Origin of the sequence: Rheinheimera mesophila, from assembly GCF_000986865.1 — a bacterium.
Taxonomy (GTDB): Bacteria; Pseudomonadota; Gammaproteobacteria; order Enterobacterales; family Alteromonadaceae; genus Pararheinheimera; species Pararheinheimera mesophila.
This window is the reverse complement of the sequence record NZ_LAVS01000035.1, coordinates 1-25,198: the sequence shown is the minus strand read 5'-3', so window position 1 is coordinate 25,198 and position 25,198 is coordinate 1. Positions and strand designations below refer to the sequence as shown.

The 25,198-nt window shown below is 48.2% G+C and carries 20 protein-coding genes and 4 tRNA genes; 15 read left to right on the top strand and 9 right to left on the bottom strand.

Annotated elements, in window-relative coordinates:
• Positions 1 to 283 (bottom strand): hypothetical protein (locus SD53_RS11705; RefSeq protein ID WP_046520416.1); only part of this gene is annotated, 283 nt, incomplete at its 3' end.
• A gap of 234 nt (positions 284 to 517) precedes the next feature.
• On the bottom strand, positions 518 to 1,771 hold the full coding sequence (locus tag SD53_RS11700) for a cyclic di-GMP phosphodiesterase (protein ID WP_046520415.1): 1,254 nt from the start codon (positions 1,769 to 1,771) through the stop codon (positions 518 to 520).
• A 339-nt stretch (positions 1,772 to 2,110) separates the two neighbouring features.
• Here SD53_RS11700 and SD53_RS11695 point away from each other — a divergent pair, with 339 nt between their 5' ends.
• Positions 2,111 to 2,842 (top strand): FadR/GntR family transcriptional regulator, encoded by a 732-nt coding sequence (locus SD53_RS11695; RefSeq protein WP_046520414.1) that lies wholly within the window; start codon positions 2,111 to 2,113, stop codon positions 2,840 to 2,842.
• A gap of 64 nt (positions 2,843 to 2,906) precedes the next feature.
• Here SD53_RS11695 and araD1 read toward each other — a convergent pair whose 3' ends face one another.
• Positions 2,907 to 3,902 (bottom strand): AraD1 family protein, encoded by a 996-nt coding sequence (gene araD1, locus SD53_RS11690; protein ID WP_046520413.1) that lies wholly within the window; start codon positions 3,900 to 3,902, stop codon positions 2,907 to 2,909.
• A gap of 168 nt (positions 3,903 to 4,070) precedes the next feature.
• Positions 4,071 to 5,030, bottom strand: coding sequence for a glycoside hydrolase family 43 protein (locus SD53_RS11685; RefSeq protein ID WP_046520412.1), 960 nt, complete (start codon positions 5,028 to 5,030; stop codon positions 4,071 to 4,073).
• Between the two features lie 240 nt (positions 5,031 to 5,270).
• On the opposite strand from SD53_RS11685, the gene SD53_RS11680 reads away from it, so the two are divergent.
• The 13 genes from SD53_RS11680 (at position 5,271) to SD53_RS11620 (ending at position 21,751) form a co-directional block, all read left to right on the top strand.
• Complete coding sequence (locus tag SD53_RS11680; protein ID WP_046520411.1) at positions 5,271 to 7,010, top strand: IlvD/Edd family dehydratase; 1,740 nt, start codon at positions 5,271 to 5,273, stop codon at positions 7,008 to 7,010.
• 99 nt (positions 7,011 to 7,109) lie between these two features.
• Complete coding sequence (locus SD53_RS11675; protein ID WP_046520419.1) at positions 7,110 to 7,880, top strand: SDR family NAD(P)-dependent oxidoreductase; 771 nt, start codon at positions 7,110 to 7,112, stop codon at positions 7,878 to 7,880.
• A 60-nt stretch (positions 7,881 to 7,940) separates the two neighbouring features.
• Positions 7,941 to 9,536 (top strand): aldehyde dehydrogenase (NADP(+)), encoded by a 1,596-nt coding sequence (locus SD53_RS11670; protein WP_046520410.1) that lies wholly within the window; start codon positions 7,941 to 7,943, stop codon positions 9,534 to 9,536.
• A 1-nt stretch (position 9,537) separates the two neighbouring features.
• Complete coding sequence (locus tag SD53_RS11665) at positions 9,538 to 10,596, top strand: aldose epimerase family protein (RefSeq protein ID WP_046520409.1); 1,059 nt, start codon at positions 9,538 to 9,540, stop codon at positions 10,594 to 10,596.
• Between the two features lie 84 nt (positions 10,597 to 10,680).
• A complete protein-coding gene (locus SD53_RS11660) occupies positions 10,681 to 11,628 on the top strand; it encodes an ABC transporter substrate-binding protein (RefSeq protein WP_046520408.1) in 948 nt (315 codons plus the stop codon).
• 43 nt (positions 11,629 to 11,671) lie between these two features.
• Complete coding sequence (locus tag SD53_RS11655) at positions 11,672 to 13,207, top strand: sugar ABC transporter ATP-binding protein (RefSeq protein ID WP_046520407.1); 1,536 nt, start codon at positions 11,672 to 11,674, stop codon at positions 13,205 to 13,207.
• A complete protein-coding gene (locus SD53_RS11650) occupies positions 13,204 to 14,322 on the top strand; it encodes an ABC transporter permease (protein WP_082101856.1) in 1,119 nt (372 codons plus the stop codon). Before SD53_RS11655 ends, SD53_RS11650 begins: the two co-directional genes overlap by 4 nt.
• Positions 14,322 to 15,293 (top strand): galactofuranose ABC transporter, permease protein YjfF, encoded by a 972-nt coding sequence (yjfF, locus tag SD53_RS11645; protein ID WP_206539930.1) that lies wholly within the window; start codon positions 14,322 to 14,324, stop codon positions 15,291 to 15,293. Before SD53_RS11650 ends, yjfF begins: the two co-directional genes overlap by 1 nt.
• Positions 15,290 to 16,234 (top strand): SMP-30/gluconolactonase/LRE family protein, encoded by a 945-nt coding sequence (locus SD53_RS11640; RefSeq protein ID WP_052749361.1) that lies wholly within the window; start codon positions 15,290 to 15,292, stop codon positions 16,232 to 16,234. Before yjfF ends, SD53_RS11640 begins: the two co-directional genes overlap by 4 nt.
• Positions 16,218 to 17,204, top strand: a complete 987-nt coding sequence (locus SD53_RS11635) for a glycoside hydrolase family 43 protein (protein ID WP_052749360.1) — start codon at positions 16,218 to 16,220, stop codon at positions 17,202 to 17,204. The genes SD53_RS11640 and SD53_RS11635 overlap by 17 nt, the downstream gene beginning before the upstream one ends.
• A gap of 121 nt (positions 17,205 to 17,325) precedes the next feature.
• The gene (locus SD53_RS11630) at positions 17,326 to 18,651 is read left to right on the top strand and encodes a M16 family metallopeptidase (RefSeq protein WP_046520404.1); all 1,326 of its coding nucleotides are present in this window, start codon (positions 17,326 to 17,328) and stop codon (positions 18,649 to 18,651) included.
• Positions 18,648 to 20,084: a M16 family metallopeptidase gene (locus tag SD53_RS11625; protein WP_046520403.1), complete on the top strand. Its 1,437-nt coding sequence runs from the start codon at positions 18,648 to 18,650 to the stop codon at positions 20,082 to 20,084. Before SD53_RS11630 ends, SD53_RS11625 begins: the two co-directional genes overlap by 4 nt.
• Before the next feature lie 155 nt (positions 20,085 to 20,239).
• Entirely contained in the window at positions 20,240 to 21,751 is a 1,512-nt protein-coding gene (locus tag SD53_RS11620) for a glycoside hydrolase family 43 protein (protein WP_046520402.1), read from the top strand.
• Positions 21,752 to 21,826: 75 nt separating this feature from the next.
• Here SD53_RS11620 and SD53_RS11615 read toward each other — a convergent pair.
• From SD53_RS11615 to SD53_RS11600, 4 genes are all read right to left on the bottom strand, one after another.
• Positions 21,827 to 21,901 (bottom strand) — tRNA-Gln (locus tag SD53_RS11615).
• Positions 21,902 to 21,960: 59 nt separating this feature from the next.
• Positions 21,961 to 22,035: transfer RNA gene (locus SD53_RS11610), tRNA-Gln, on the bottom strand.
• Between the two features lie 27 nt (positions 22,036 to 22,062).
• A tRNA-Leu gene (locus SD53_RS11605) sits at positions 22,063 to 22,147 on the bottom strand.
• Between the two features lie 23 nt (positions 22,148 to 22,170).
• Positions 22,171 to 22,247 (bottom strand) — tRNA-Met (locus SD53_RS11600).
• Between the two features lie 255 nt (positions 22,248 to 22,502).
• Between SD53_RS11600 and SD53_RS11595 the strand changes: the two genes are divergently transcribed.
• Positions 22,503 to 24,053: a POT-type proton-dependent oligopeptide transporter gene (locus tag SD53_RS11595; protein ID WP_046520401.1), complete on the top strand. Its 1,551-nt coding sequence runs from the start codon at positions 22,503 to 22,505 to the stop codon at positions 24,051 to 24,053.
• A gap of 376 nt (positions 24,054 to 24,429) precedes the next feature.
• Here the strand turns inward: SD53_RS11595 and SD53_RS11590 are convergent, their stop codons facing one another.
• A complete protein-coding gene (locus SD53_RS11590; protein ID WP_046520400.1) occupies positions 24,430 to 25,017 on the bottom strand; it encodes a hypothetical protein in 588 nt (195 codons plus the stop codon).
• Between the last annotated feature and the right edge of the window lie 181 nt (positions 25,018 to 25,198).

Below are 25,198 nucleotides of genomic sequence, written 5' to 3'. Positions count from 1 at the left end.
TTGCGCGAAATTTGAAGAGTTGTTGTATGCCCCAGCCAATCAGCATAAAACTGGTCAAAATGGCCAAGTCTGCGATAAACCAACGGAGGAAATTGTTTGCTGTGCTCTGTAAGCTCAGCAGGTAAATACCAGAGCCTAACGATAGATTAGCAAAAAAGAATCTGGCACTGGCTTTGGGCGCTATACGTAAGGGCCTGACCATAAAACCCCAGGCTATACCTGCGATCAGGGTCAATAACCAGATAAAAGAGATCAGTAATTCTGAGTCTGGATGACTATTCATAAATTTTTAGTTCTGTCCGGTGATCAATAAAACCACTTTATTAACCACGTTAAGTCGTCTGCAAAACAGCAGTTTAAAAATTCAGCGTACTACATCCTGACAGCTGATCACTGATTTGTATACAGAAGTTAAAGGGAGCTTTACAACTGGTCTGACATTATAAAGCGAAATGACGCAGCTCAGTAGCAAAAAATGCTCCAGTCCGGAATAATGAGCTGAAGTCGTTGAGCTGACTTAATTTTTTTGTTGAACAAAATAACTCACCTGAGCTCTTGGGTTTAAATAGGCGAAAACTTCCGGGGGTAAGGCTTTTGGCTTGATGACTTTTTCAATCGACAGTTTGTTGGCTTCTAAAGTGACGATAGCCGCTTCAAGCCGGGGCACGTCGGCATCATAAATCAACACATCGGGGTAGAGCATGGAGTCAGAGTTCACGGCCATAACAATGCCTACTCTTTGATCCGACAGCAGAACTACGGTTCCGGGTGGATAAATCCCCATCATCTTGATCATCATCTTCATTTCCAGATCACCCAGCTTGCCTTTCATGGTTTTATACATCACGGATAAGGCATGGTGCGGTGAGCGGGCCTGCGACATATCCTGCGGGTGACAAAGATTGTCAAATTCATTGACCACAGCGACTATGCGGGCCAGCTTATGTATGGCGTCTGCGTTTAATGCGGCTGGGTAACCGCTGCCATCCAGATACTCATGGTGCTGTTCCACTATGGCTTTGGCTTCAGCCGGGAAGTGTTGAGTCAAGGCCAAAAGCTCCAGGCCAAGTTTCGGATGAAGCTTGATGAAATTTTGCTCTGGATTGGTTAACCCTGTTGTTTTACGCAAAATTTGGCTGGGAATTTTGAGTTTGCCAATATCATGAAACATGGCGCCTAAGCCAACCCATCGTACTTCATCTGCGCTGCAGTTTAAGTTTTTCGCCAGCATCATCGCCAGAATCGATACGTTCAGTACATGAAAGTACATCGACTCCTGCTCTTTGCCTGCCTGTGAAATCAAGTGCAATACCAGAGCGTCTTCACTCAGGATGGTATCAGCTAACTGACTGATCAACTGAGTGGCGTCCTCTATCGCATTCAGAGGACGTCCTTGCACTTTGCTCATCAGATGACGCACCTGTGCCATCGACTGAGCAAACGCTTTTTCGGTTTTTTGTAACTCCCGTCTGTGGGCTTTGGCTTGCTCTATGCGTTGCTCTTTATCCAACTGCATTTCAGTTCGTCGCTGCACATCTGCCAGGTCTTGTGTCACTGTACAGTCGGTGGTATCTGCTGATGTGTCGATAACAACAGCGCTGCGTTCCGGATAAAAATAAACGTACTCCAGTTCCAGCGACTGAATAATTCGAAGCTGTTGAGCGGACTCGACAATCAGCTTATTGGTCAAAAACGGATGTTTCATCCAACCAACAGGCAACTTAATGGCATAACCCAATTTAATATCTTTTGGCGCTATTTTGACAGGCACTTGAGTTACAACCTCTGCTGAGCTTTGCCTTGTGACGAAGCGGACGAACTTATAAATAATAACCAGTATAAATGCAATATTGAGTTACAGATTTTATCAATTTAATGCTTGGCTGAGTTTGGCTGATAACAAGGCTTAAAAGCAAGCCGCTGCTTTGCGTTTGCTTATGTATTGCTATTTAGTACCTTAATGCCTATGATTTTTTGCGCGCTTATTATGAAAAACTAATGAAATCAGACTGCTGTTAGGTTTTTTAGCAATAAATCGGTTAACATAAATCCTATTGTAGTAAGAATTTGATTTTGACCTGAATTGCAGGTCGATGTTTAGGGGATCTGCATGGCAAATCAGTTAAAAAGCCGGCCTCAAAGTATTCATGGCTGGGTGGCAGAAGAATTGGGCACCCGTATCGTCAGTGGCGTTTATTCACCGGGTGAATACATTCCGAATGAAACCAGCATAGGTGAAGAACTGGGGGTGTCCCGCACAGCGCTACGCGAGGCTTTTAAAATTCTGACATCCAAAGGGTTACTGGAGTCACGGCCGAAATTAGGCACCCGTATCCGGCCGCGTAAGCACTGGAATATGTTCGACAGCGAAATTTTAAGCTGGTGCTTTGAATCCAAACCCTCCCCGCAGTTTTTTATCTCTTTGTTTGAAATTCGCGAGATTTTTGAACCTGCGGCTGCGGAGTTGGCAGCGAAAAATCGCACAGAGGAACAGGCTGTGGTGCTGGGCGCTGCCTATGAGGCGATGGAAAAAGCTGAGATTGGTACTGATGCCGTGTTCTCCAGCGATTTGGATTTTCATATGGCGGTGCTGGATGCCACCAATAACGAATTTATGATCTCGTTAGGCATGACAATACAAACGGCTTTAATGGGCTTATTCCGTTTAAGCAGCTCGATTGCAGAAGAGTATGTCGATTCGTTGCCAGGTCACAAAGCGGTGTATCAGGCGATTGCAGCCGCAGAGCCAGCCAAAGCAAAAACAGAGATGTTCCAGTTGCTGGCCAAATCAAAAGAAAATTTAGCATACGCCTTAAAAAATCTGGCAAAACAACCAGAGTAAAACCAGGTCAGAGCTTTGGCTCTGACCTGAAAGTAGCCGCTTAGCCAAGCTTCAGCTTTTGACTCTATAACATCTTCACTTGCAACGGCTGTTTGGTATCCACAGCCAACGTATTGCGCAGCGGTAAACCAAACACCGGTGCTTCAATCTCAAATACATCGCCGGCCTGAGTTTCAATGCCATCACCAAAACTTAAAGTGGCGGTACCGAAGTAATGCAGATGTGCATCGCCCGGCCGGCAAAATAAAGCGTATTTAAAGTGGTGATGTTCCAAATTACTGATGCTGTGCGACATATTGTCTTCACCGCTGACAAAAGCTTTTTGCCACAGCAATTTACCGTCGCGATAGATACGGGATGTACCTTCAATATGAGCGGGTAAATCGCCGAGCAGCAACTCAGGACCGACAGCACAAGGCCGTAATTTGGAGTGTGCCAGGTATAAATAATTCAGCCGTTCAGTTTTGTGATCGGAAAACTCATTGCCTAAAGCAAAACCAATACGCCACGGCTGACCTTCAGCGTCATTGATATAAACCCCAACAATTTCCGGTTCTTCGCCACCATCTAAAGCAAAGGAAGGAGAGAGCAGTTGTGCACCGGGGGATACCACTATGCTGCCATCTCCTTTGTAAAACCATTCCGGCTGGACACCGGTTTCACCTGTTGCAGGTTTACCGCCATCCAAACCCAACTTAAACATTTTCATGGTATCTGTCAGTTCAGCCAGTGCTTTTCCGCTGGTTTGAGCATGCATGTTGGCGCGGGTATCGGCACTGCCTAAGTGCGTCAAGCCTGTGCCTGTGACCAGCAAATGCGCTTGGTCCGGATGATCAAAAGGCGCCAGTAAACGTCCTTCGGTGACTATCGCCTGATAATCCAGTCTCTGGTCACTGACCAGTTCGGTTACCAGTTGTTGTAATGGCTTTTTGGCTGCTAATGCCTGATTTGCCAATTGATAGACAGTCTGAACACCACTTAAAAGCTGAACCTCTGTGCTGGATAACACCAGAGCCACAGCGCGTTGCTGCTCTGGTGTAACACATTGAATTAAACGCATCGCACATCCTCGCCAATTTATTATTTGTATTACAATATCATTAATATCTGGTTTCTGCTTTCTGTTGTCAAGCAGAACTGTAGGGGTCTTGTACCCGCCTGTCTTAAGATACCTCTGTGCCCATCGACGGGTCGTGACAAGCCGCTGCCCCTACCATCCGCTCATTTATTAGTTCTGATCCTTATCCAAACCTTCACTGGTCATAATGACCCGCTTTAGAGTACCGTCTTTGTTGTAATACAATCTGTCTATCGCCACAGAACGGCGGAACTCGCCGCCATCAGGCTGGGCTGCTCCAGTGTGGTAGATAAAATAATCTTTGCCTTTAAACTCGATAATGGCCTGATGGTTAGTGGGAGAGTTGCCTGCCACTTCGTTCAGAATGTCCTGATAGACCCAAGGCCCGGTGATTTTTTTGCTGGTGGCGTAGACAATTTTTTCTGGAAAACCCGAGGCATACGACAGGTAATACAAGTCACCCTTCTTATGCACCCAAATGGCTTCGGTAAAATTCGGTAAGTCCAGACTCTGAATAGGGCCATCTAACTCAATCATATTGGCTTTGAGTTTGGCGTAACGGGGTTTGGTATTGCCCCAGAACAAATAGGCCTGACCATCGTCATCAATAAAGACCGAAGGGTCGATATCATCCCAGTCGATGTCGGTGTCGGTGGTCATATCGTTGGTAATAAGCGCTGTGCCGCGAGCATCTTTGAACGGCCCAAGCGGTGTATCACCTACAGCTACGCCGATGGCAAAGCCATTGATAGTGGCGTGTCGCACTGTGACATACCAATAAAACTTGCCGTCTTTTTCTATCACTTGTGATGCCCAGGCATCGCCTTTGGCCCAACTGAAATCTTTGGCTTTGAGTTTAGCGCCATGCGCCTGCCAGTTTTTCATGTCCTTGGAGGAAAACACCAGCCAGTCATGCATCACAAAAAAGCTGTTATTGTCTTTGGCTTCATCGTGGCCTGTGTACAAATACACCGTGTCGCCGACCACTAAAGCAGCCGGATCGGCAGTGCGTACGTCTGTAAATAATGGATTGGTTGCCCACAGATCAAAACTGGTCAGGCTCACGGATCCGGTCAGCAGTAAAAAGATAAAAATCTGAACGTTTTTCATAATACCCCTGTCGTGATTTATCAATAATTATCTTATAGTATTACCAATATGCCTAATATGAGCCGAATGTGCAAAAGTTGCACAGATCAAGAGCAGAAAAAATCTCTAATCAAATCAATGGATAGCTAAATAAGCTGCACTGCTTTGGTGAAAATTTTTTACGAACTGCTTGAACTTTGACTCAAGCTTGATGTATTAGTAATACAATATTATTAAATTAAATTGCTTCAGGATTCAACTATGGCCCAAGACGAAAAGAAAAAAGTGCAGCTTCGTTCTGCCAGCTGGTTTGGTACTAATGACAAAAACGGTTTTATGTATCGTAGCTGGATGAAGAATCAGGGCATTCCTGATCATCACTTTCAGGGCAAGCCGGTGATTGGCATCTGTAATACCTGGTCTGAGCTGACGCCTTGTAATGCGCATTTTCGTCAAATCGCCGAACGGGTGAAAAATGGCATCCGTGAAGCCGGTGGTATTCCGGTGGAATTTCCGGTGTTCTCCAATGGGGAATCGAATTTACGTCCAACCGCTATGTTAACGCGCAACTTAGCGGCTATGGATACCGAGGAAGCGATTCGTGGTAATCCTATAGATGGTGTGGTACTGCTGGTGGGGTGTGATAAAACCACTCCCGCCTTACTCATGGGCGCTGCCAGTTGCGACTTACCGACTATAGTCGTCACAGGCGGCCCTATGTTAAACGGCAAACACCACGGCAAAGATGTCGGCTCTGGCACGCTGGTGTGGCAAGCGCATGAAGAATACAAAGCGGGCCGCATCAGTTTAGAGCAGTTTATGGATATGGAAGCCAGCATGTCGCGTTCTGCCGGTACCTGTAACACTATGGGCACCGCCTCTACTATGGCTTGTATGGCGGAGTCCTTAGGCGCCAGTTTGCCCCACAATGCCGCCATTCCTGCGGTGGATTCACGTCGGTATGTGCTGGCGCATTTATCCGGTATGCGTATTGTTGAAATGGTGCATGAAGATTTAAAACTGTCGAAAATTTTGACTAAAGATGCCTTTATTAATGCCATTCGCACCAACGCGGCGATAGGTGGTTCCACCAATGCAGTGATCCACTTAAAAGCCATCGCAGGTCGTATAGGCGTGGATTTATCTCTGGATGACTGGTCACACGGCAAAGGTATTCCGACGCTAGTCAACCTGCAACCGTCTGGCAAGTACCTGATGGAAGAGTTCTATTACTCGGGCGGTTTGCCGGCAGTGCTGCGCCGTTTAGGCGAAAACGGCATGCTGAATACAGAGGCCTTGACGGTAAACGGCAAAACGATTTGGGATAATGTCAAAGACGCTGCATGTTACAACGACGATGTGATCCGAACTATCGACAACCCCTTGGTTGCCAGCGGTGGTATTTGCATTTTACGCGGCAACTTAGCGCCTCGTGGTGCAGTACTGAAGCCGTCCGCCGCCAGCCCGCATTTATTAAAGCATCGTGGTAAAGCCGTGGTGTTTGAAAACTTCGATATGTACAAAACCCGCATTAATGACCCAGAGCTGGACATTGATGAAAATAGCATCATGGTGCTGAAAAACTGTGGACCCAAAGGCTACCCTGGCATGGCCGAAGTCGGCAATATGGGGTTACCGCCTAAGGTGCTGAAAAAAGGCATTAAAGACATGGTGCGTATATCTGACGCCCGTATGAGCGGTACAGCTTTTGGTACTGTGGTGCTGCATGTCACACCTGAAGCCATGGAGTTAGGGCCTTTAGCTGCGGTGCAAGAAGGTGATTATATTCAACTGGACGCACACAATGGTGTGTTGCATCTGGAAGTGTCGGACGAAGAACTCGCCGCACGTTTAGAGAAATTAAAAGCCACCCAGGTGATTATGCGCACCGGGGGTTATCTGGAAATGTATCGCGAACGGGTATTACAGGCCGATGAAGGCTGCGACTTCGACTTTTTGGTCGGTTGTCGTGGTGCTGCAGTGCCAGCCCATTCGCACTAGTTTAGGCATTGGTACTCTGGTATTTCAAATCCCAGGGGAGGCCGGGCTTGTCAGGTGGGTGGTGCCAGCCTGACAAGCTATTTTATACGAGGCAAAATAATGAATTTAACCAATCACTACCCCAGCCTGAAAGGAAAGACAGTATTTATCAGTGGCGGTGGTTCAGGCATTGGTGCTTGTCTGGTCGAAGCTTTTATTGCCCAGGGCGCTAAAGTGGCTTTTGTTGATATTCTGCAGGCTGAATCTAAGGCCTTAGTGGCTGATTTAACTGCAAAATACCCAGAAGCGGAGCTTAAGTTTTACGCCTGTGATTTGCTGAATATTGATGATTTAAAGCAGGTGATAGCGCAGGTTAAACAACAGCTTGGCGCTATTGGCGTATTAATCAACAACGCGGCCAGCGATACCAGACACAACTTTCTGGAAGTCACGCCAGAGTATTGGGACCAACGGGTCAATATCAATTTACGCCATCAGTTTTTTGCTATTCAGGCGGTGTATCCGCAGATGAAAGAGCTGGGCGGAGGTTCCATTATTAACTTAGGTTCAATGAGCTGGTACGAAAGTCAGGGCGGTATGCCTGGCTACACCAGTTCAAAAGCTGCAGTGCTTGGACTCACCCGTGGTTTAGCCCGTGATTTAGGACCGGACAAAATCCGCGTTAATACCTTAACACCAGGCTGGGTGATGACAGAGCGCCAATTGAAGTATTGGGTGAACGAAGAAACAGCACGGGATATTGAAAAAAATCAATGCGTCAAAGACAGCCTGATGCCGGAAGATATCGCCGCTATGGCGCTGTTTCTGGCCTCAGACGACAGCAAATTGTGCACAGCACAAAACTTTATTGTGGACGGTGGCTGGATTTAACTGCGTTGGAGTGTTCAGCCACTTTTTTGAATTGTTACCACGAACAAGGGTTTAGTAAAGATGATTACAGGTCAACAACTGATTAATGGGCAATGGGTGCAGGGTGAGGCAGGTCAATATCAGGCAGTTAACCCTGCTACTGCCGCTTTTATTGAGCCTGTAATGAGTTATGCCAGCAAAGCTCAGGTCCAACAGGCTGTGGCTGCTGCTGCGGCTGCGGCGCCGGTTTTTGCGGCTACAACACTTAAGCAGCGAGCTGAGTTTTTAGAGTTGTGCGCTGAAGAAATTATGGCGTTAGGCGATGCACTGCCAGAGCGTGTCGCGCAGGAAACCGGCTATCCGAAAGCCCGCGCTGAAGGCGAACGCGCCCGCACTGTTAATCAGCTACGTTTATTTGCCTCGTCTATACGCTCTGGTGAATACCTGAATATTCGTATTGATACCGCCTTGCCTGATCGCCAGCCTTTGCCGCGTCCTGATTTGCGTTACACCAATCAGCCGATAGGGCCTGTAGTAGTGTTTGGTGCCAGTAACTTTCCACTGGCTTTTTCTGTGGCAGGTGGTGATACAGCCGCTGCTTTAGCAGCGGGCTGCCCTGTGATTGTCAAAGGTCACAACTCCCACCCCGGTACTTGTGAGCTGGTCGCGCATGCGTTACACAAGGCGGTACAAAAAAGTAGCTTACCTGCTGGTGTGTTCTCTTTAATTATGGGCGCAGGCCGTGAAGTAGGTGCTGAACTGGTGGTGGCGCCGGAAGTAAAAGCTGTGGGTTTTACAGGCTCTTTAGCCGGTGGCATGGCGTTGTTTCAACTGGCCAATAACAGGCCTGAACCTATACCTGTGTTTGCCGAAATGGGTAGCGTTAACCCTGTGGTGTTATTGCCGGAGGCGCTGGAGCAAAACGCCGAAGCTATCGCCGCTGGTTTTGTGGGTTCTTTAACTTTGGGAGTAGGTCAGTTCTGTGTCAATCCGGGCGTTGCTGTGGCCATTCAAAGCCCGGCGCTGGATAGATTCTGTCGCGCAGCCTCTGCCGCCTTAGCCAAAGTACCAGCGGGTGTGATGCTCAACGAGGGCATAGCCGCCGCTTATCAAAAAGGCACGGCGCATTTATCGGCTCAAACCGGCGTTGAGCTGGTGGGCTCTGGCGAGGCAGTGGGTGACAAGGCCGGATTTTGCACTCAGGCCAAACTGTTTAAAGTCACAGCCGAAGCCTTTTTGGCCAATCCTCATTTGCAGGAAGAAGTGTTTGGTCATGTTTCAGTGTTAGTGAGCTGTGCCGACCAGGCGCAACTGCTGGCGGTAGTGCGGGCGTTAAAAGGCCAGTTGACGGGTACTGTACAGGCCACAGCAGCAGAACTTGCCACTCAGACCGAACTCATCAGCCTGCTGCGGCAAAAAGTAGGCCGTCTGGTGGTGAATAATTTCCCGACCGGTGTCGAAGTTTGTGATGCCATGATGCATGGCGGACCTTTCCCTGCGGCCACTGATGCGCGTTTTACCTCGGTAGGCACGGCCTCTATTGCCCGTTTTGTTCGCCCTATTTGTTTCCAGAATTACCCGCCAGAGTTATTGCCACCAGAGCTGCAAAACGCCAATCCATGGCGAGTGCCGCGTTTGGTCAATGGCGTAAAAACCAGCGCAGCGGTTGATGCTTAACATGAGCTTTGTCGTTACCACTGAAACTCTGCAGGTGGCTGCGTTAAAGCGGCCCTTGCAGCTAATTACGCTGACTAATCCGGCCGGACTCACTGTGACGCTTAGTAATTTAGGCGCAGCTTTATGGTCTGTGTTGATGCCAGGCTTGGTAGCAGAATCAGGCTGCGCTGAAAAAACAGAGCTTTTGCAAAACTATCAGGACCCAGCTCAGTTTGCCCGCAATCCTTATTATTTTGCTGTGACTATAGGCCGGGTGGCGAACCGTATTGGCGCTGCCGCTTATATGCAGCACGGCCAGGTCATTTCCTTGCTGGCCAATGAAGGACCGAATCAATTGCATGGTGGCCCTGATGGTTTAGGTGCCAGGTTTTGGAGTTTTGATATAGACCAGCAAAACGACAGAGTCAGTGTCACTTTTCGCATCACCAGCCCGGAGGGCGACCAGGGCTTTCCGGGCCAGTTGGACGTGCAATTGCGGTATACCTTACTGGCGCATCATGAGCTGGTACTGGAGTACAGCGCAGTATCCGATACAGACACGCCTGTTAGTCTGACCAATCATGCCTATTGGGCTATAGGTGGTGTTGGTCAAGGCACAGTGCTTGAACAGCAACTGCAGCTCGACGCCGACTTTGTACTGGCGTTGGATAAACAACTGGTACCGACAGGCGAGTTAGCGCCTGCCACCGCCGCTTTTGATTTTAAAGCGGGTAAGCGGATAGGCCAGGATATCAGTCAGCTTGAAAATGGTTATGACCATTATTTTGTGCTGAATAAAGACCGCGATTTAAACAGGCCCGCGGCCTTAGTCAGGGATCCGGTTTCGGGCCGTACTCTGCAGTTGTTTACTGATCAACCAGGCATCCAGTTTTACAGCGGTAACTTTTTGGATGGCAGCATAGTGGGCAACCACGGCAGGCCGATAGAGAAATACGCGGCGTTATGCCTGGAGCCGCATGGCTATCCAAATGCGGTCAATAAAGCAAATTTTCCACCAGTGTTGCTAAAAGCTGGCCAGTTATACCGGCAGTGCAGCCGTTTTGTTTTGGGGTATAGCTAGGGCGTTACAGCAACAGAGTTCAATCACTTCAGGTCCGTCTTTAAAAAATATCATAAGGGCCTGTTTGACAAGGGGAGTCGACCTATGAAAATCAAATCCATAGTTGCAGGTTTGGGCCTGTGTTTTATCTGTCACAGCAGTTTTGCTACCACTGTTGGTTTTGCTCAGGTGGGCTCAGAAAGCGGCTGGCGGACCAGTTTCTCCGAGTCTGTCAAAGCGGAAGCGAAAAAACGCGGTATAGAGCTGAAGTTTTCTGATGCACAGCAAAAACAGGAAAATCAAATCAAAGCGGTGCGCAGTTTTATTGCTCAGGGCGTGGACGCTATTATCATAGCCCCTGTGGTTGAAACCGGCTGGACTCCGGTACTAAAAGAAGCCAAGCGTGCCCGCATCCCAGTGGTGATTGTCGACCGTAATGTGCAAGTGCAGGACGAATCGTTATTTGTCACCCGCATTGCTTCTGATTTTGTCGAAGAAGGCCGCAAAGCGGCGACCTGGTTAATGAGCCAACCTCAGGCGCAACAGCAATGCAATATCATCGAACTGCAAGGCACGGTGGGCGCTACAGCCGCCATAGACCGCGCTAAAGGCTTTAACGAAGTCTTAGCAAAACACCCACAAGCCAAAATCGTTCGCAGCCAAACCGCTGAGTTTACCCGCGCTAAAGGCAAAGAAGTGATGGAGTCCTTGCTGAAAGCCGAGCAGGGCGGCAAAAGCATTTGTGCACTTTGGGCCCATAACGATGAAATGGCGTTAGGTGCGATTCAAGCCATTAAAGAGGCAGGCTTAAAGCCGGGCAAAGATATGCTGGTGGTGTCTGTGGATGCGGTGCCGGATTATTTTAAAGCCATGGCGGATGGTGAGGCTAATGCCACTGTAGAGTTAAATCCACATTTAGGTGGTCCGGCTTTTGACGTGATAGAAGCCTATCTGCAAGGGAAAAAAGACATAGAAAAGCTTATTCGTACCACAGGGGATTTATTCCTGCAGGACACGGCTGCTGCTGAATACGAAAAAAGACGCCTGAACTAAGTCGCTGTTTTGGTTATTCAGTTTGGTTACTCAGGAGTGTCTGATGTCAGAACAGATCCATAATACCGCCAGGCCTGTGCTACAACTGCGGCAGATCAATAAAAACTTCCCGGGCGTAAAAGCGCTGCAGCAGGCAGAGCTACGGTTATACGCCGGGGAAGTGCATGCCTTGTTGGGGGAAAATGGTGCAGGTAAATCTACGCTGGTTAAAGTGATGACAGGTGTGCTGCAAAAAGATAGTGGCGAGATGCTGCTGGATGGGACAGCACAAAGTTTTGCCACGCCTAAAGATGCGCAGCACGCAGGTATCAGCACTGTGTATCAGGAAGTTAATTTACTGCCGAATTTATCGGTCGCGCATAACCTGTTTTTAGGTTCAGAACCGAAACGTTTTGGCTTGATTGACAAAAAAGCCATGGCACATCAGGCGCGGCAGTTATTAAGCAGTTTTGGTCTGGATATTAATGTCACTGCACCTTTGTCTGATTACTCTGTTGCGGTGCAACAACTGGTGGCTATAGCCCGTGGTATAGCCCCGAAACGCGGTGCCGCTTGCACCAAAGTGCTGGTGCTGGATGAGCCCACCGCCAGTTTAGATGCCGACGAAGTCCACACTTTATTCCAGGTGCTACGCCAGTTGAAACAACAAGGGGTAGCTATTGTTTTTATCACCCACTTTTTGGATCAGGTCTATCAAATCAGCGACCGTATTACGGTGATGCGGAACGGCTGTTTTGTTGGTGAATACCAGACTGCCCATTTAAATAAGGCTGAACTTATTGCCGCTATGCTGGGAAAAGAGCTGAGCCAGCAGCGCCACCACACAGCTTGTCTGGCTGTGGAACAGTCCGAAGCTATTTTATCGGCGCGCCAGTTGAGCTCTGGTCAGTCGGTGCAGCAGTTGGATTTGGAGTTACCGCAAGGGCAGGCTGTAGGGCTGGCCGGTTTATTAGGTTCTGGCCGGACTGAAATTTGTCGCCTGCTGTTCGGTTTGGACCAGGCCGATGGCGGCAGCTTAAGTTTTGCCGGGAAAGAGGTCAAGCTAAGTACTCCAGCCCAGGCTATCGCCCTTGGTATTGCGCTTTGTCCTGAAGATCGTAAAACCGAAGGCATGATTGCGCCTTTATCCATCCGGGAAAATATCAGCTTAGCGCTGCAGGCCAAACAAGGTTGGTGGCGGCTGATTTCGAAAAAGAAACAGCAACAACTGGCTGATTTTTATATTGAAAAATTGCAAATCGCGACGCCGGACTCAGACAAAGCTATAGGTCAATTAAGTGGTGGCAATCAGCAAAAAGTCATTCTGGCGCGTTGGCTGGCGGTGGAGCCTAAGCTGTTGTTGTTGGACGAGCCGACCCGGGGTATTGATATCGGTGCTCATGCTGAAATTTTGCAGCTCATTCGTCAGCTTTGTCAGCAGGGCATGTCGTTATTGGTGACGTCTTCTGAGCTGGAAGAGCTCACTGCCTTTGCCAGCAAAATAGTGGTGATGCGTGACCGCAGAAAAGTAGCAGAGCTAGCTGGTGGGGATCTGAATCCGGATCGCATTATGGCTGCTATTGCCGGAGCCAGCGTATGACGAACGAGGCAACAGTTTTGAACTCACACCATTCTGATCAATTAGAAGCCGACCAATTAAAAGCGGATCAACTAAAAACCGCCAGGCAGGCGCGTTATAGCCCAGGTCAGTCAGCGCATAAATTCAGCCTGTATCTGTATCCTTTGCTGGCTTTAGCTTTGTTATTGCTGGTGAATGTGCTGATGGATCCGCAGTTTTTTTCACTGCAATGGCAGGATGGCCGTTTATATGGGCCCTTGATTGATATTGTCAATCGCAGCGCACCAGTGGCTTTACTGGCCATAGGTATGAGTTTAGTCATAGCCACGGGCGGTATTGACTTGTCGGTTGGCGCTGTGATGGCAATTTGCGGCGCAGTGTGCGCTAACTTATTACTGCTGGGGGATTGGTCCATTCCTGCGGTGATAGGCCTGGCTGTACTGACAGGTGTGGGCTGTGGTCTGCTTAACGGCGTGATGGTCAGTTACCTCGGCATTCAGCCTATAGTGGCGACTTTGGTGCTGATGGTAGCAGGTCGGGGAGTGGCGCAGCTATTAAATCAGGGCCAGATTGTCACCTTTCAAAACCCTGACTTTGCCGCTTTAGGTTCAGGCTCCTTTTTAGGTTTGCCCGTGCCTGTCTGGCTGGTGCTGCTGGCACTGCTGATTATGCAGTTGCTATTGCGCCGCACCGCCTTGGGCCTCTTTATCGAAGCTGTGGGCTGTAATGCCAAAGCCAGTCGTTATTTGGGCATAGACGACAGGGGCATTAAACTGGCTGTGTATATACTGGCCGGAGGCTGCGCGGCTTTGGCCGGTATTATCGCCACAGCCGATATTCAGGGCTCGGATGCCAATAACGCCGGGTTATGGTTAGAGCTGGATGCGATTTTAGCTGTAGTGATAGGCGGGGCAGCTTTAACAGGAGGGCGTTTTTCGCTGCCCCGCGCTGTGATAGGGGTGCTGATTATCCAGGCCTTAAGCACCACCATAGTGGTCAGTGGTTTACCTGCAAAATTTAATTTATTAATTAAAGCCTTAGTCATATTGCTTGTACTGATGTTGCAGTCAGAATTGTTTCGCAACCAGCTAAAAGCTCTGTTGAGCTTTGGCAAAGCGCGTGGAGGAAAAGCCTGATGTCCCGCACTTACTTACCTTTGTGGATCACTTTTGCACTGGTGCTGCTGATGTTTGCTGCTGGTGCCAGCCAGTTTGATGGTTTTGCCAGTCTGCGAGTGGTTACTAACTTAATTAGCGACAATGCCTTTTTGCTGGTGACAGCCTTGGGAATGACCTTGGTGATTTTATCCGGTGGCATAGACCTGTCGGTTGGTTCTGTTATTGCATTAAGCGGTGTGGCGGCGGCCTTATTGATTGGGCCTTACCAATGGCACCCGCTACTGGCTTTTGCGCTGATCTTGCCGTGCGCTGCGCTCTTTGGTGCTGGTATGGGGGCTTTAATTCAGTATTACCAGTTACAACCTTTTATTGTCACTTTGGCCGGCATGTTTTTAGCCCGGGGTGTAGCAACGCTATGGAGTGAAGAGTCTATTGCTATCGAACATCCTTTTTATGATGCTGTGGCGGAGTTTGGATTAGAGCTACCGGATGGTGGCTGGCTGGGCGCAACCTCTTTGTTGACCATAGCTTTGGTGCTGCTGATGTTGGTACTTACTCACTACAGCCGCTTTGGCTCCTATATCTATGCCTTAGGTGGCAATAGCCAGTCGGCCCAATTGATGGGGGTTCCTGTCGCCCGCACCACCATTTTGTTGTACGCCACCAGCAGTATGTTGGCTGCTATGGCCGGTATTATTTTTAGTTTTTACACCTACTCAGGTTATGCACTGGCTGCGGTGGGTGTGGAGCTGGATGCAATAGCTGCGGTAGTGATAGGCGGTACCTTACTGACAGGCGGCAGCGGTTTTATTATTGGCACTGTGTTAGGTGTAGTGCTGATGGGCCTTATTCAAACCTATATCAATTTTGACGGCAGCTTAAGTAGCTGGTGGAGCAAAATAGTGATAGGAGGCTTGCTGTTTTTCTTCATCGCTTTGCAAAAGTTATTAAGCCGTAGCTGGCAACAAAAAGCTGGAGGCAAAGCATGAGTGAATTGACCTTATTGCACAGCATCCCGCTGCAAAACAAATTAGGTGAAGGCATCATCTGGCATGCTGCCAGCCAGTCAGTCTGGTGGACTGATATTCATGGCCGTTTTTTGTATCAGTTATTTTGGCCTTCATTGCAGCTTAACAGCTATCCGCTGCCGGAACGTATGAGCTGTTTTGCTTTACTAAACCCTAATGACCCCATGCGCTCTGACTATTCGCTGCTGGTGGCGTTTGAGTCAGGTTTTGCTTTGTATCAACCAGCTACTCAGGACATCTTCTGGCTGGCCAAACCTGAAAGGCATTTATCTGGCAATCGTATGAACGATGGCCGGGTTGACCGTCAGGGCCGGTTTTGGGCTGGAACTATGCGGGAACTCAACCCAGATCAGACCGGCACTTTATACCGGCTGGACCAGCAAGGCTGCCATCCGGTGCTCCCCGGTTTACAGATCCCCAATAGCCTGTGCTGGAATAAAAACAGCAGTCTGATGTATCACGCTGACTCCCCCACAGGGCAGATTTATTGCTATCAGTTTGAGGCGGGTCAAGGTTCTGTTGGGCACAGCGAGTTGTTTGCTACAGTACCAGCAGGGGCTGAACCTGATGGCGCAGTGATAGATGCGGACGATCATTTGCTCTGCGCTTTGTGGGGTGGTAATGCGATAGCCCGTTATTCGCCTTCAGGACAGCAAGTGGCAGTCCATCCTTTGCCTGTCAGCCAGCCCACTTGTCTGGCTTTTGCTGGGCCTGAACTGGACCTGCTGTTTGTCACCACAGCCCGGCAAGGCTTAACAGAGCCGCAGTTACAGGCTGAACCTGAAGCCGGTAGTTTATTGATTTATCAGTCACCTTATCAGGGCTTGCCTGAATCCGAACTGGCGGTCATGGATTGGTTGGTGTTGCAGAAAAACGGAGGTTGTGATGTGGAAGCTGGTTAGTGTTTTATGGATAAGTCTGCTGAGTGGTCACCTGCTGGCGCAGGATGCCGGGCTTTTGATTAAAAACCGCGCCGATCCCTGGGTCTATCGTGCTGCAGCCGATTCTTACTATTTCACCGCTTCAGTACCTGAGTTTGATCGGATAGAGCTGCGTCATAGTTCAACTATTCAAGGCTTAGCAAAGGCGGATGCCAAAGTCATCTGGCGCAAAAAACATCAAGGACCAATGAGTGCCAATATCTGGGCGCCTGAGATACATCGGATAGACGGTGCCTGGTATATCTATTTTGCCGCAGGTAAGGCGGATGAGCCCTTCCATATCCGTACTTATGTGTTAAAAAACAGCGCCGCCGATCCGCTGCAGGGGCAGTGGCAGGAGTTGGGGCCACTGAATACCGGCTGGGATAGTTTTAATCTGGACGCTACGCATTTTCAACACAAGGGCCAGCATTATCTGGTTTGGGCCCAGCAGGACAACAACAAAAGCTATAACAGCGCCTTGTGGATAGCGAAAATGCGCAGTGCTACAGAGCTGGAACTTCCCGCCACTTTACTGACCGAGCCTGTGCTTGATTGGGAGACTCAGGGGTACAAAGTCAACGAAGGCCCCGCTGTGCTGATTAAACATGGCAAAGTCTGGCTGGCGTATTCAGCCAGCGCTACCGATCATCGTTATGCCATGGGCTTACTGACCGCTTCTGTCGATGCCGACTTACTAAAAACCGAAAGCTGGACTAAAGCGCCCCGGCCGGTATTTTTTACCAACGACAGCCTCAAGCGTTTTGGCCCTGGTCATAACAGTTTTGTGCTGGCCGAAGATGGTGTCACGGATTTAATGCTGTATCACGCCAGGGATTACAAAGACATTCAGGGCAATCCACTGCTTGATGGTAATCGCCACACCAGGGTTCGTCCTCTGTACTGGACAGAGCTAGGCGAATTAGACTTTGCTCAGGATCAGCCTGACTAACATCATGTTCCTTTAAAGCCTACTGTTTACGCCTTGTAACAATTTTGTTGCAGGGCGTTTTTGTTTTTCGTTTAGTCTTTAGTCTTTGTCATTCTCTTTCAACAAAGGGCAGGGAGAAGGTATGAGGTTAAAACAGTCGGCTTTGGCATTGCTGCTGGGGCTGGTGTTCAATTCAGCACAAGCCACAGAAGCCAAGGATATTCAAAGCTTTACACTTAAAAATGGCATGAAAATACTGGTATTGGAAGACAGTTCTATTCCAAACGCCAACAGCTATTTGTTCTGGAAAGTAGGGTCGCGTAATGAGTATCCCGGTATCACCGGTATCTCACATTTCTTTGAACATATGATGTTTAACGGTGCGAAAAAATACGGCCCTAAGATGTTTGACCGCACTATGGAAGCCGCTGGTGGCGCCAATAATGCCTACACCACAGAAGATTTAACCGTCTACACCAATTGGTTTCCGGCCAACGCGCTGGAGACTATTTTTGATTTAGAGGCTGACCGCATCGCCAATCTGGATATCAACGCTAACATGGTCGAGAGCGAACGCGGTGTAGTGGCTTCGGAGCGCACCACTGGCCTTGAAAACTCCAATTTCCGCACTATTCAGGAAGAACTCAAAGCTGTGGCCTTTCATGCCCATCCCTATAGTTGGTCTGTGATTGGCCATGAGTCAGATATCAACGCCTGGACTTTGGAGGATTTAAAGCGATATCACAAAACCTATTACGCCCCCAACAATGCCGTGATGGTGGTAACAGGGGCAGTGAAGGTTTCTGAAGTGAAAAGGCTGGCAGAGCAGTATCTGGAACCTATTCCAGCTCAGCCAAAGCCAGACGCTGTGCGAACAGTGGAGCCGGTGCAAAAAGGCGAACGTCGGGTTTATGTGCAAAAAGCCTCAGTCACCAGCCCCAACTTGCTACTGGGCTTTCATATCCCAGCCAGCTCCAGTCCGGATTATTACGCGCTGGATTTACTGAACTCTATTTTAGGCGATGGCAACAGCTCACGTTTGTATCAGGGGCTGGTTGACAAAGAGTTAGCTGTCGATGTGTTTAGCTATTTGCCTATGTCCTTTGACCCGAATTTATTTTATCTGATGGCGGTAGCCACCCCAGGCGTAAAAGCGGCTGATCTGGAAACGGCCTTGATTGCGGTGATCAACAACGTTGCCAAACAAGGCATCACTCAGGCTGAGCTTGAAAAAGCCAAAAACCAAAAGTTGATGCAGTTTTACCGTGAAATGGAAACCATCAATGGCAAAGCTGACATTATCGGCACCTACGAGTTGTATTTTGGCAGTTATCAAAAGTTGTTTGAAGCACCGAAAAACTATCAACAAGTCACGCCTGCTGATATCCAGCGAGTGGCGCAACAGTATCTGAAAAAATCCAACCGCACCGTTGCAGTGCTGGACTCTGCTGAGGATAAAGATTTATGAAGCATTTCACTCAAACAGCAAAAGCAGCGGCTTGGGTTGTCTTCGGCGCTTTAGTATTGAACAGCTCAGTGATGGCAGAACAAAGCGCTGAACACAACAACAGCCAAAGCAGCTTTCAGTTGCCAGCCTATGAAAAGTTTAAGCTGGACAATGGTTTAACTGTGTTTTTATTACCACAGCACGAGGTACCGTTAATCACGGTGCAGGCCACTGTGCGGGCTGGTGCAGTAAATGACTCAGTGGCTGGTTTGTCTCAGCTCACCAGCCAGGCACTGTTGTTAGGCGCAGGTGGTAAAAGCAAAGCAGAGATTGAGCAGCAGGTCGATTTTCTCGGAGCCAGTTTAACCAGTGAGGGCTCAATGGAAGGCTCCAGCCTGCGGGCTGATTTTATGGCAAAAGATACAGCGCAAATGCTGGCTATAGTGCACAGCGTACTCACGCAGCCCAGTTTTGATAGCGCAGAGTTTGATAAGTTAAAAGCCCGTCAGATTGCCGCTGTGGCTCAGGCCAAAGAAAGCCCGCGCATGGTGATAGACCAGTACTTTAATAAGCAGCTCTTTGGCTCACATCCTTACGGTAATGCTATCTCCGGTACAGCCGAGTCATTAAAAGGCATCCGCCAGCAGCAGGTGAAACACTTTCATCAGAGTTATTATCAGCCTGCCAATACAGCCATCAGCATAGTGGGAGATTTTAAGCCTGCGACAATGAAAACCCAGTTGGAGAAACTCTTTGCCGGCTGGAACAATAGCACCGCAGTAAACCAACCTGATTTAACAGCGGCGCTGCCGAAGGCTGATAAAGCCAGGGTGCTGCTGGTCAATAAAGCCGATGCGATAGAAACCACCTTCAGCATAGGTGGCCTGGGGGTAACACAGCGTAATCCGGATTATGTTGGCATTAGTGTGGTGAACACAGTGCTGGGTGGGCGTTTTACTTCCTGGCTGAATGACGAGCTGAGGGTGAATTCGGGTCTAACTTATGGCGCCCGCTCTGGCTTTGACCGTTACTCCGCCAGCGGCACCTTTAGTATCGGCAGTTTTACCAAAACCGAAAGTACCAAGGCTGCACTGGATTTAGCTCTAAAAACCTATCAGCGTTTGTGGGATAAAGGCATAGATCAAGCGACGTTAGACTCGGCCAAAGCTTATGTCAAAGGTCAGTTTCCGCCACGCTTTGAAACCAATGCCGCTTTAGCGGCTTTGCTTGGAGATATGTATCTCTATGGTTTTAATCAGGATTTCATCAATAGCTTCCAAAGCAAAGTGGACCAACTGACTGTGGCGGAGAGTCAACGTCTGATCAACAGCTATTTTCCGAAAGAGAAGCTGCAGTTTGTGCTGATTGGCAAAGCTGATGCAATCAAAGACATAGCTAAAACCTATGGTGAAGTCAGGCAGTTGGATATTCAGGCTGCAGGCTTTGCTGACTGAGCACAACAGCTAAAGATACAAACCCGGTTGAGTCCGGGTTTTTATTTAGATACTTTTATTTGTAATACAATAGTATTGAATTATTATTTATCCTGTCTGTACCAGACAAGCCAGCAACATAGCTGGTATTTCTATGCAAAATGACAGGGGATTTTATGACAACTTTTACTACGGCTATAAAAAGGGCGCCACTATGGCTGGCACTGAATCTGGTGTTGCTTTCAGCCTGTGGTGGCTCAGCAGGTACAGATACGGTATCTGCGCCACCTACGTCAGGTGCGCCAACTCCGGTCGTAACACCGCCGCCTGCAGCGAACACTCCAACTTTTAGCAATGTGGCAGTACACGACCCCTCAGTGATCAAAGTAGGCGCAGAGTTTTATGTTTTTGGCTCTCATTTAGCGGCCGCTAAATCTACCGACTTGCAGCATTGGACTCTGGTTGCAGATGGCGTTAATGCCAATAATAAACTGATGCCCAATGCTGCCACTGAAATCAAAGAAACCTTTGACTGGGCACAAACATCCACGCTGTGGGCGGCCGATGTGATTGAAATTGGCGGTAAGTTTTATATGTATTACAACGCCTGCAAAGGGGATTCTCCCCGTTCAGCTTTAGGGATAGCTGTAGCTGACTCGGTTGAGGGGCCTTACAAAAACCAACAGCTATTACTGAAATCCGGAATGTGGGGCGAACCCAGTGAAGATGGCTCAATTTACGATGCCACCATTCATCCGAATGTCGTCGACCCGGATGTGTTTTTTGATAAAAATGGCCGCTTATGGCTGTTGTATGGTTCTTATTCGGGCGGTTTATTTATCCTGGAGCTGGATAAAACCACTGGTATTCCTTTGCCTGATCAGGGTTATGGCAAACATCTGATGGGAGGCAATCACAGCCGAATAGAAGGTGGCTACGTGCTGTACAGCCCAGACAGCGATTATTATTACCTCTTTGTTTCCTTTGGTGGGCTGGATGCTAATGGCGGTTACAATATACGTGTGGCGCGTTCCAGTAATCCCGAAGGTCCATACTTTGATGCGGCAGGCAACTCGATGGCCGATGTGAAATCCAATCCAGCTCTGCCTTTATTCGATGACGCCAGCATAGCGCCTTATGCCGAAAAGTTGATGGGTAATTTCCTGTTTGAACGTCAAGGCACTGAAGCTGGGACTGGCATAGGCACAGGTTATGTCTCGCCGGGCCATAACTCGGCATATTACGACGAAAGCAGCGGTCAATACTTTCTGCTATTCCATACCCGTTTTCCCCAGCAAGGTGAGCAGCATCAACTGCGGGTACATCAGATGTTTATTAACAAAAATGGCTGGCCTGTGGTCGCACCGCACCGTTATGCGGCCAACGATGATAAAACTGTGACAGCAGAGCAGTTGGCTGGTCGCTATAAACTGATTGAACATGGTAAAGATATTTCGGCAGAACTTAAAAAGCCTATCAGTATTCAACTGCTGGCTGACGGCAGCATCAGTGGCGACAAAACCGGGCGCTGGACCTACGGCACAGAACAGCAGATCAGGATCAGCCTGGCTGGTGATGATTATGAAGGCGTGGTATCAAGGCAGTGGCATGAAACACCAGCCCAATGGGTGGTCACTTTCAGTGCTTTGTCTGCGCAAGGCAAAAGTATCTGGGGGTCTAAGAACTAGGAGCAGAACTCTGGCCCGGATCCTTGATGTTAAGACAGGAAAGAAAAAACCCAGCCGAAGCTGGGTTTCAATTTATGGCAGGGGTACAGGGATTCGAACCCCAGAATGGCGGGATCAAAACCCGCTGCCTTACCGCTTGGCTATACCCCTGCAGAACTGTCGTGACTCACTTTGTGCAATATGATGATTACACTGCCACTTCAATTAAATGGCAGGGGTACAGGGATTCGAACCCCAGAATGGCGGGATCAAAACCCGCTGCCTTACCGCTTGGCTATACCCCTGCAAAAACTGCAGAATTCTTACTTGCTTGGTGCGGAAGAAGAGACTCGAACTCTTACGCCTCGCGGCGCTGGAACCTAAATCCAGTGCGTCTACCAATTTCGCCACTTCCGCTAACACTGGACGAACAAATTAAGTGGTGGCTACAGCGGGAATCGAACCTGCGACCCCAGCATTATGAGTGCTGTGCTCTAACCAGCTGAGCTATGTAGCCACTGTGTCTTAGTTGTCCTAAGCAAGTGGCGCGTATTATGCTCATCAGGCTTTTTTGCGTCAACCGTTTTTTTACCACATCTTTGACTATTCGGTTTGTTTGCTGGTTTTCTATGCAAGTTGATGTCAGCACCACCAGTTTTTCCACTTTTTCCGCACTTTGCTTGGGCATATACGATGGATGGGGTAGTATCGGATCGTACTTAAAACAAAAAAATGAGCTGCTTTTGTAAAAAAGCAAGCCAGAGGTAACCCTATGTCCACAGCGGTAAAACAGGCCCGTTGGCCACGACAAATCCCTTATATTATTGCCAGTGAGGCCTGCGAGCGCTTTAGCTTCTATGGCATGCGCAATATTTTAACGCCATTTCTGATGACGGCCTTGCTGTTGTCTGTGCCAGAGCATTTAAGAGCAGGGGAAGCCAAAGACGTATTTCACTCTTTTGTTATCGGCGTGTATTTTTTCCCATTATTAGGTGGCTGGCTCGCCGACCGTTATTTGGGGAAATACAACACCATTTTATGGCTGAGCATTGTCTATGTGATTGGTCATTTGTTTTTAGCCTTGTTCGAAACCAGTAAAGAGGGCTTTTACACTGGCTTGTTTTTAATAGCGTTGGGCTCGGGTGGCATTAAACCCTTAGTTTCGGCTTTTATGGGCGATCAGTTTGACCAGAGTAATAAGGCGCTTGCGCAAAAAGCCTTTGATATCTTTTATTTCACCATCAACTTCGGCTCTTTTTTCGCATCTTTACTGATGCCCTTGACGTTAAAACATTTTGGCCCAGCAGTGGCTTTTGGTATTCCTGGTGTGCTGATGGCGCTGGCGACTTTGTTTTTTTGGTTAGGCCGTCATCGTTATGTGCATGTGGCGCCTGAGCCTAAAGATCCGCATAGCTTTTTAAAAGTGGTGAAAACCGCTTTGCTGGCGAAACAGTCGGGCAAAGCCAATGGCGGTTTGTATCTGGCTTTAGTGGGGGTTGCTTTAGCGCTGTTTAGTTTAAGCCAAACCGCCACTTTAGGTTTTGTCGCTGCTTTTTGTTTAGCTTTGGTGCTGCTGATGGGGTTTGGTGGTGCTGGCGCAGCTATTCAGTTGGAACGAGCGCGCGGTGTTCATCCTGATATCGCCGTAGATGGTGTGCGATCAGTACTGCGTATTTTGATCCTATTTGCGCTGGTGACGCCTTTCTGGTCTTTGTTTGATCAAAAAGCTTCGACCTGGATTTTACAGGCCAATGAGATGAGCAAACCTGACTGGTTTGAACCTGCCATGATGCAGGCATTAAACCCGCTGTTGGTGATGTTGCTGATCCCTTTTAACCATATCGTTTTGTATCCGCTGTTGGAACGTTGTGGTGTGCGTATTACCGCCTTGCGCCGGATGGGCGCTGGTATTGCCTTTGCCGGTTTAAGCTGGATTGTGATTGGTTCAGTGCAACTGGCGATGGATGGTGGCACTGTGATGTCGATCGTCTGGCAGGTGTTGCCTTATGCTTTGCTGACCTTTGGCGAAGTACTGGTATCAGCCACAGGTTTAGAGTTTGCTTATAGCCAAGCGCCTGCGGCTATGAAGGGCACTATTACTAGTTTCTGGCAGTTGTCGGTGACAGTGGGGAACTTATGGGTGCTGTTGGCGAATAACAGTATTCGCAGTGAAACTGTATTGTCTCATGTGGCAGCTACGGGTTTATCGCAAACTGCGTTTTTAATGTTCTTTTTTGCCGGTTTTGCTTTAGTGGCTGCTGCAGTTTTTGCGCTTTATGCCCGTAGTTATACTATGTTGGATAACTATAGGGCTGCGGCTTAAGGGGGGGGCTTTCTGATGTAAAACAAACCCGGCTTTTTATGCCGGGTTTGTTTTATCTGAGCTGAGTTAAAGTTATGGGGATGCTGTAGTGGGTTTTGTCGCTGCGGGAAGGGCATAGTCCACGCAGACACGCCGTAAATACATCCATGTAGTCTCGTGTTTCGCTATCCCTGCGAAACACGGTCTGCTTAGAACTATACCCATCCTCGCTTTTGAGGATGCCGGATAGTAGATGAATCGTTGTGGTATCAACGCAAGACTTTGGGGCAAGACGCAAGACTTGACCCCATTGGTTCCAGATTAGCTATAACAGTACTATGTGGGGCAAGACGCAAGACCAGACCCCATTGGTTTTCTTGAATGACAGTAAGGTTCTTTAGTGAATTTCGATCGTTTCAGATACAGAATTTGATTCTTTATATGCTGAAGTTAGTTGCTTTAATTTGTCATCTAACTCTTGCGTATCTAAAACTCCTTGCCTATGCAACCATTGAAATTTTTCAATCTCGTCTTTTGGCGCGTTATTTGTATTTATTTCGCCATAGATAGTTAAAAGAGCTTTTTTACGGCGAGACATCATCTCATCATAAATTAAATTATGCTGTTTATCTTTGATGATAAATAGGGTGCCATGATTGGTTGGTAGCACCGTATACTTTACTCTAGATAACAGATAGAACAAAAGAAAGGGAGAAGCGATAACTAGTAAAATCCAGCTTCCATCCATAGGTTGTCCTTGTATCAATCTACTAGCCACATTCACTATCCATATGACTAGCCAGACAGACCCCAAATATAAAAGCCAACCATTTTGCTCAATGGACTCCTGTCGTTTTATTGGAATTTCGGAATAGAAAACATCGACGTCAGCAGTACCTGTACTGTCTTTTAATACCATGTTTACATAGTCTGGATGGAATAAGAATTTAACCTTTCGTCCCAATTTTTTTTGAATAATGTCCATTTATTTATGCCTTTTGTTCTGACCAAATGCTTTATTGATAAGATTAGCAAGATTTAAGAACTATAAAGACCGTTGCGCCCTCTACTTGCAAATTCTGGTAAAAGACGTTCATGCAGTCTTTATTAAAAGATGAGTGTTTTTCTGCAATATAAATCAAATTCACTGTATCGTAAATTTGCTC

What these genes read in the sequence shown, in the direction of transcription:
- SD53_RS11695 (WP_046520414.1), top strand. Translation starts at nt 2,111, where the DNA reads ATGGCAAATCAGTTAAAAAGCCGGCCTCAAAGTATTCATGGCTGGGTG.
- SD53_RS11630 (WP_046520404.1), top strand. Translation starts at nt 17,326, where the DNA reads ATGAGGTTAAAACAGTCGGCTTTGGCATTGCTGCTGGGGCTGGTGTTC.
- SD53_RS11655 (WP_046520407.1), top strand. Translation starts at nt 11,672, where the DNA reads ATGTCAGAACAGATCCATAATACCGCCAGGCCTGTGCTACAACTGCGG.
- SD53_RS11625 (WP_046520403.1), top strand. Translation starts at nt 18,648, where the DNA reads ATGAAGCATTTCACTCAAACAGCAAAAGCAGCGGCTTGGGTTGTCTTC.
- SD53_RS11685 (WP_046520412.1), bottom strand. Translation starts at nt 5,030, where the DNA reads ATGAAAAACGTTCAGATTTTTATCTTTTTACTGCTGACCGGATCCGTG.
- yjfF (WP_206539930.1), top strand. Translation starts at nt 14,322, where the DNA reads ATGTCCCGCACTTACTTACCTTTGTGGATCACTTTTGCACTGGTGCTG.
- SD53_RS11635 (WP_052749360.1), top strand. Translation starts at nt 16,218, where the DNA reads ATGTGGAAGCTGGTTAGTGTTTTATGGATAAGTCTGCTGAGTGGTCAC.
- SD53_RS11675 (WP_046520419.1), top strand. Translation starts at nt 7,110, where the DNA reads ATGAATTTAACCAATCACTACCCCAGCCTGAAAGGAAAGACAGTATTT.
- SD53_RS11670 (WP_046520410.1), top strand. Translation starts at nt 7,941, where the DNA reads ATGATTACAGGTCAACAACTGATTAATGGGCAATGGGTGCAGGGTGAG.
- SD53_RS11680 (WP_046520411.1), top strand. Translation starts at nt 5,271, where the DNA reads ATGGCCCAAGACGAAAAGAAAAAAGTGCAGCTTCGTTCTGCCAGCTGG.
- SD53_RS11595 (WP_046520401.1), top strand. Translation starts at nt 22,503, where the DNA reads ATGTCCACAGCGGTAAAACAGGCCCGTTGGCCACGACAAATCCCTTAT.
- SD53_RS11650 (WP_082101856.1), top strand. Translation starts at nt 13,204, where the DNA reads ATGACGAACGAGGCAACAGTTTTGAACTCACACCATTCTGATCAATTA.
- SD53_RS11665 (WP_046520409.1), top strand. Translation starts at nt 9,538, where the DNA reads ATGAGCTTTGTCGTTACCACTGAAACTCTGCAGGTGGCTGCGTTAAAG.
- SD53_RS11620 (WP_046520402.1), top strand. Translation starts at nt 20,240, where the DNA reads ATGACAACTTTTACTACGGCTATAAAAAGGGCGCCACTATGGCTGGCA.
- SD53_RS11660 (WP_046520408.1), top strand. Translation starts at nt 10,681, where the DNA reads ATGAAAATCAAATCCATAGTTGCAGGTTTGGGCCTGTGTTTTATCTGT.
- araD1 (WP_046520413.1), bottom strand. Translation starts at nt 3,902, where the DNA reads ATGCGTTTAATTCAATGTGTTACACCAGAGCAGCAACGCGCTGTGGCT.
- SD53_RS11640 (WP_052749361.1), top strand. Translation starts at nt 15,290, where the DNA reads ATGAGTGAATTGACCTTATTGCACAGCATCCCGCTGCAAAACAAATTA.
- SD53_RS11590 (WP_046520400.1), bottom strand. Translation starts at nt 25,017, where the DNA reads ATGGACATTATTCAAAAAAAATTGGGACGAAAGGTTAAATTCTTATTC.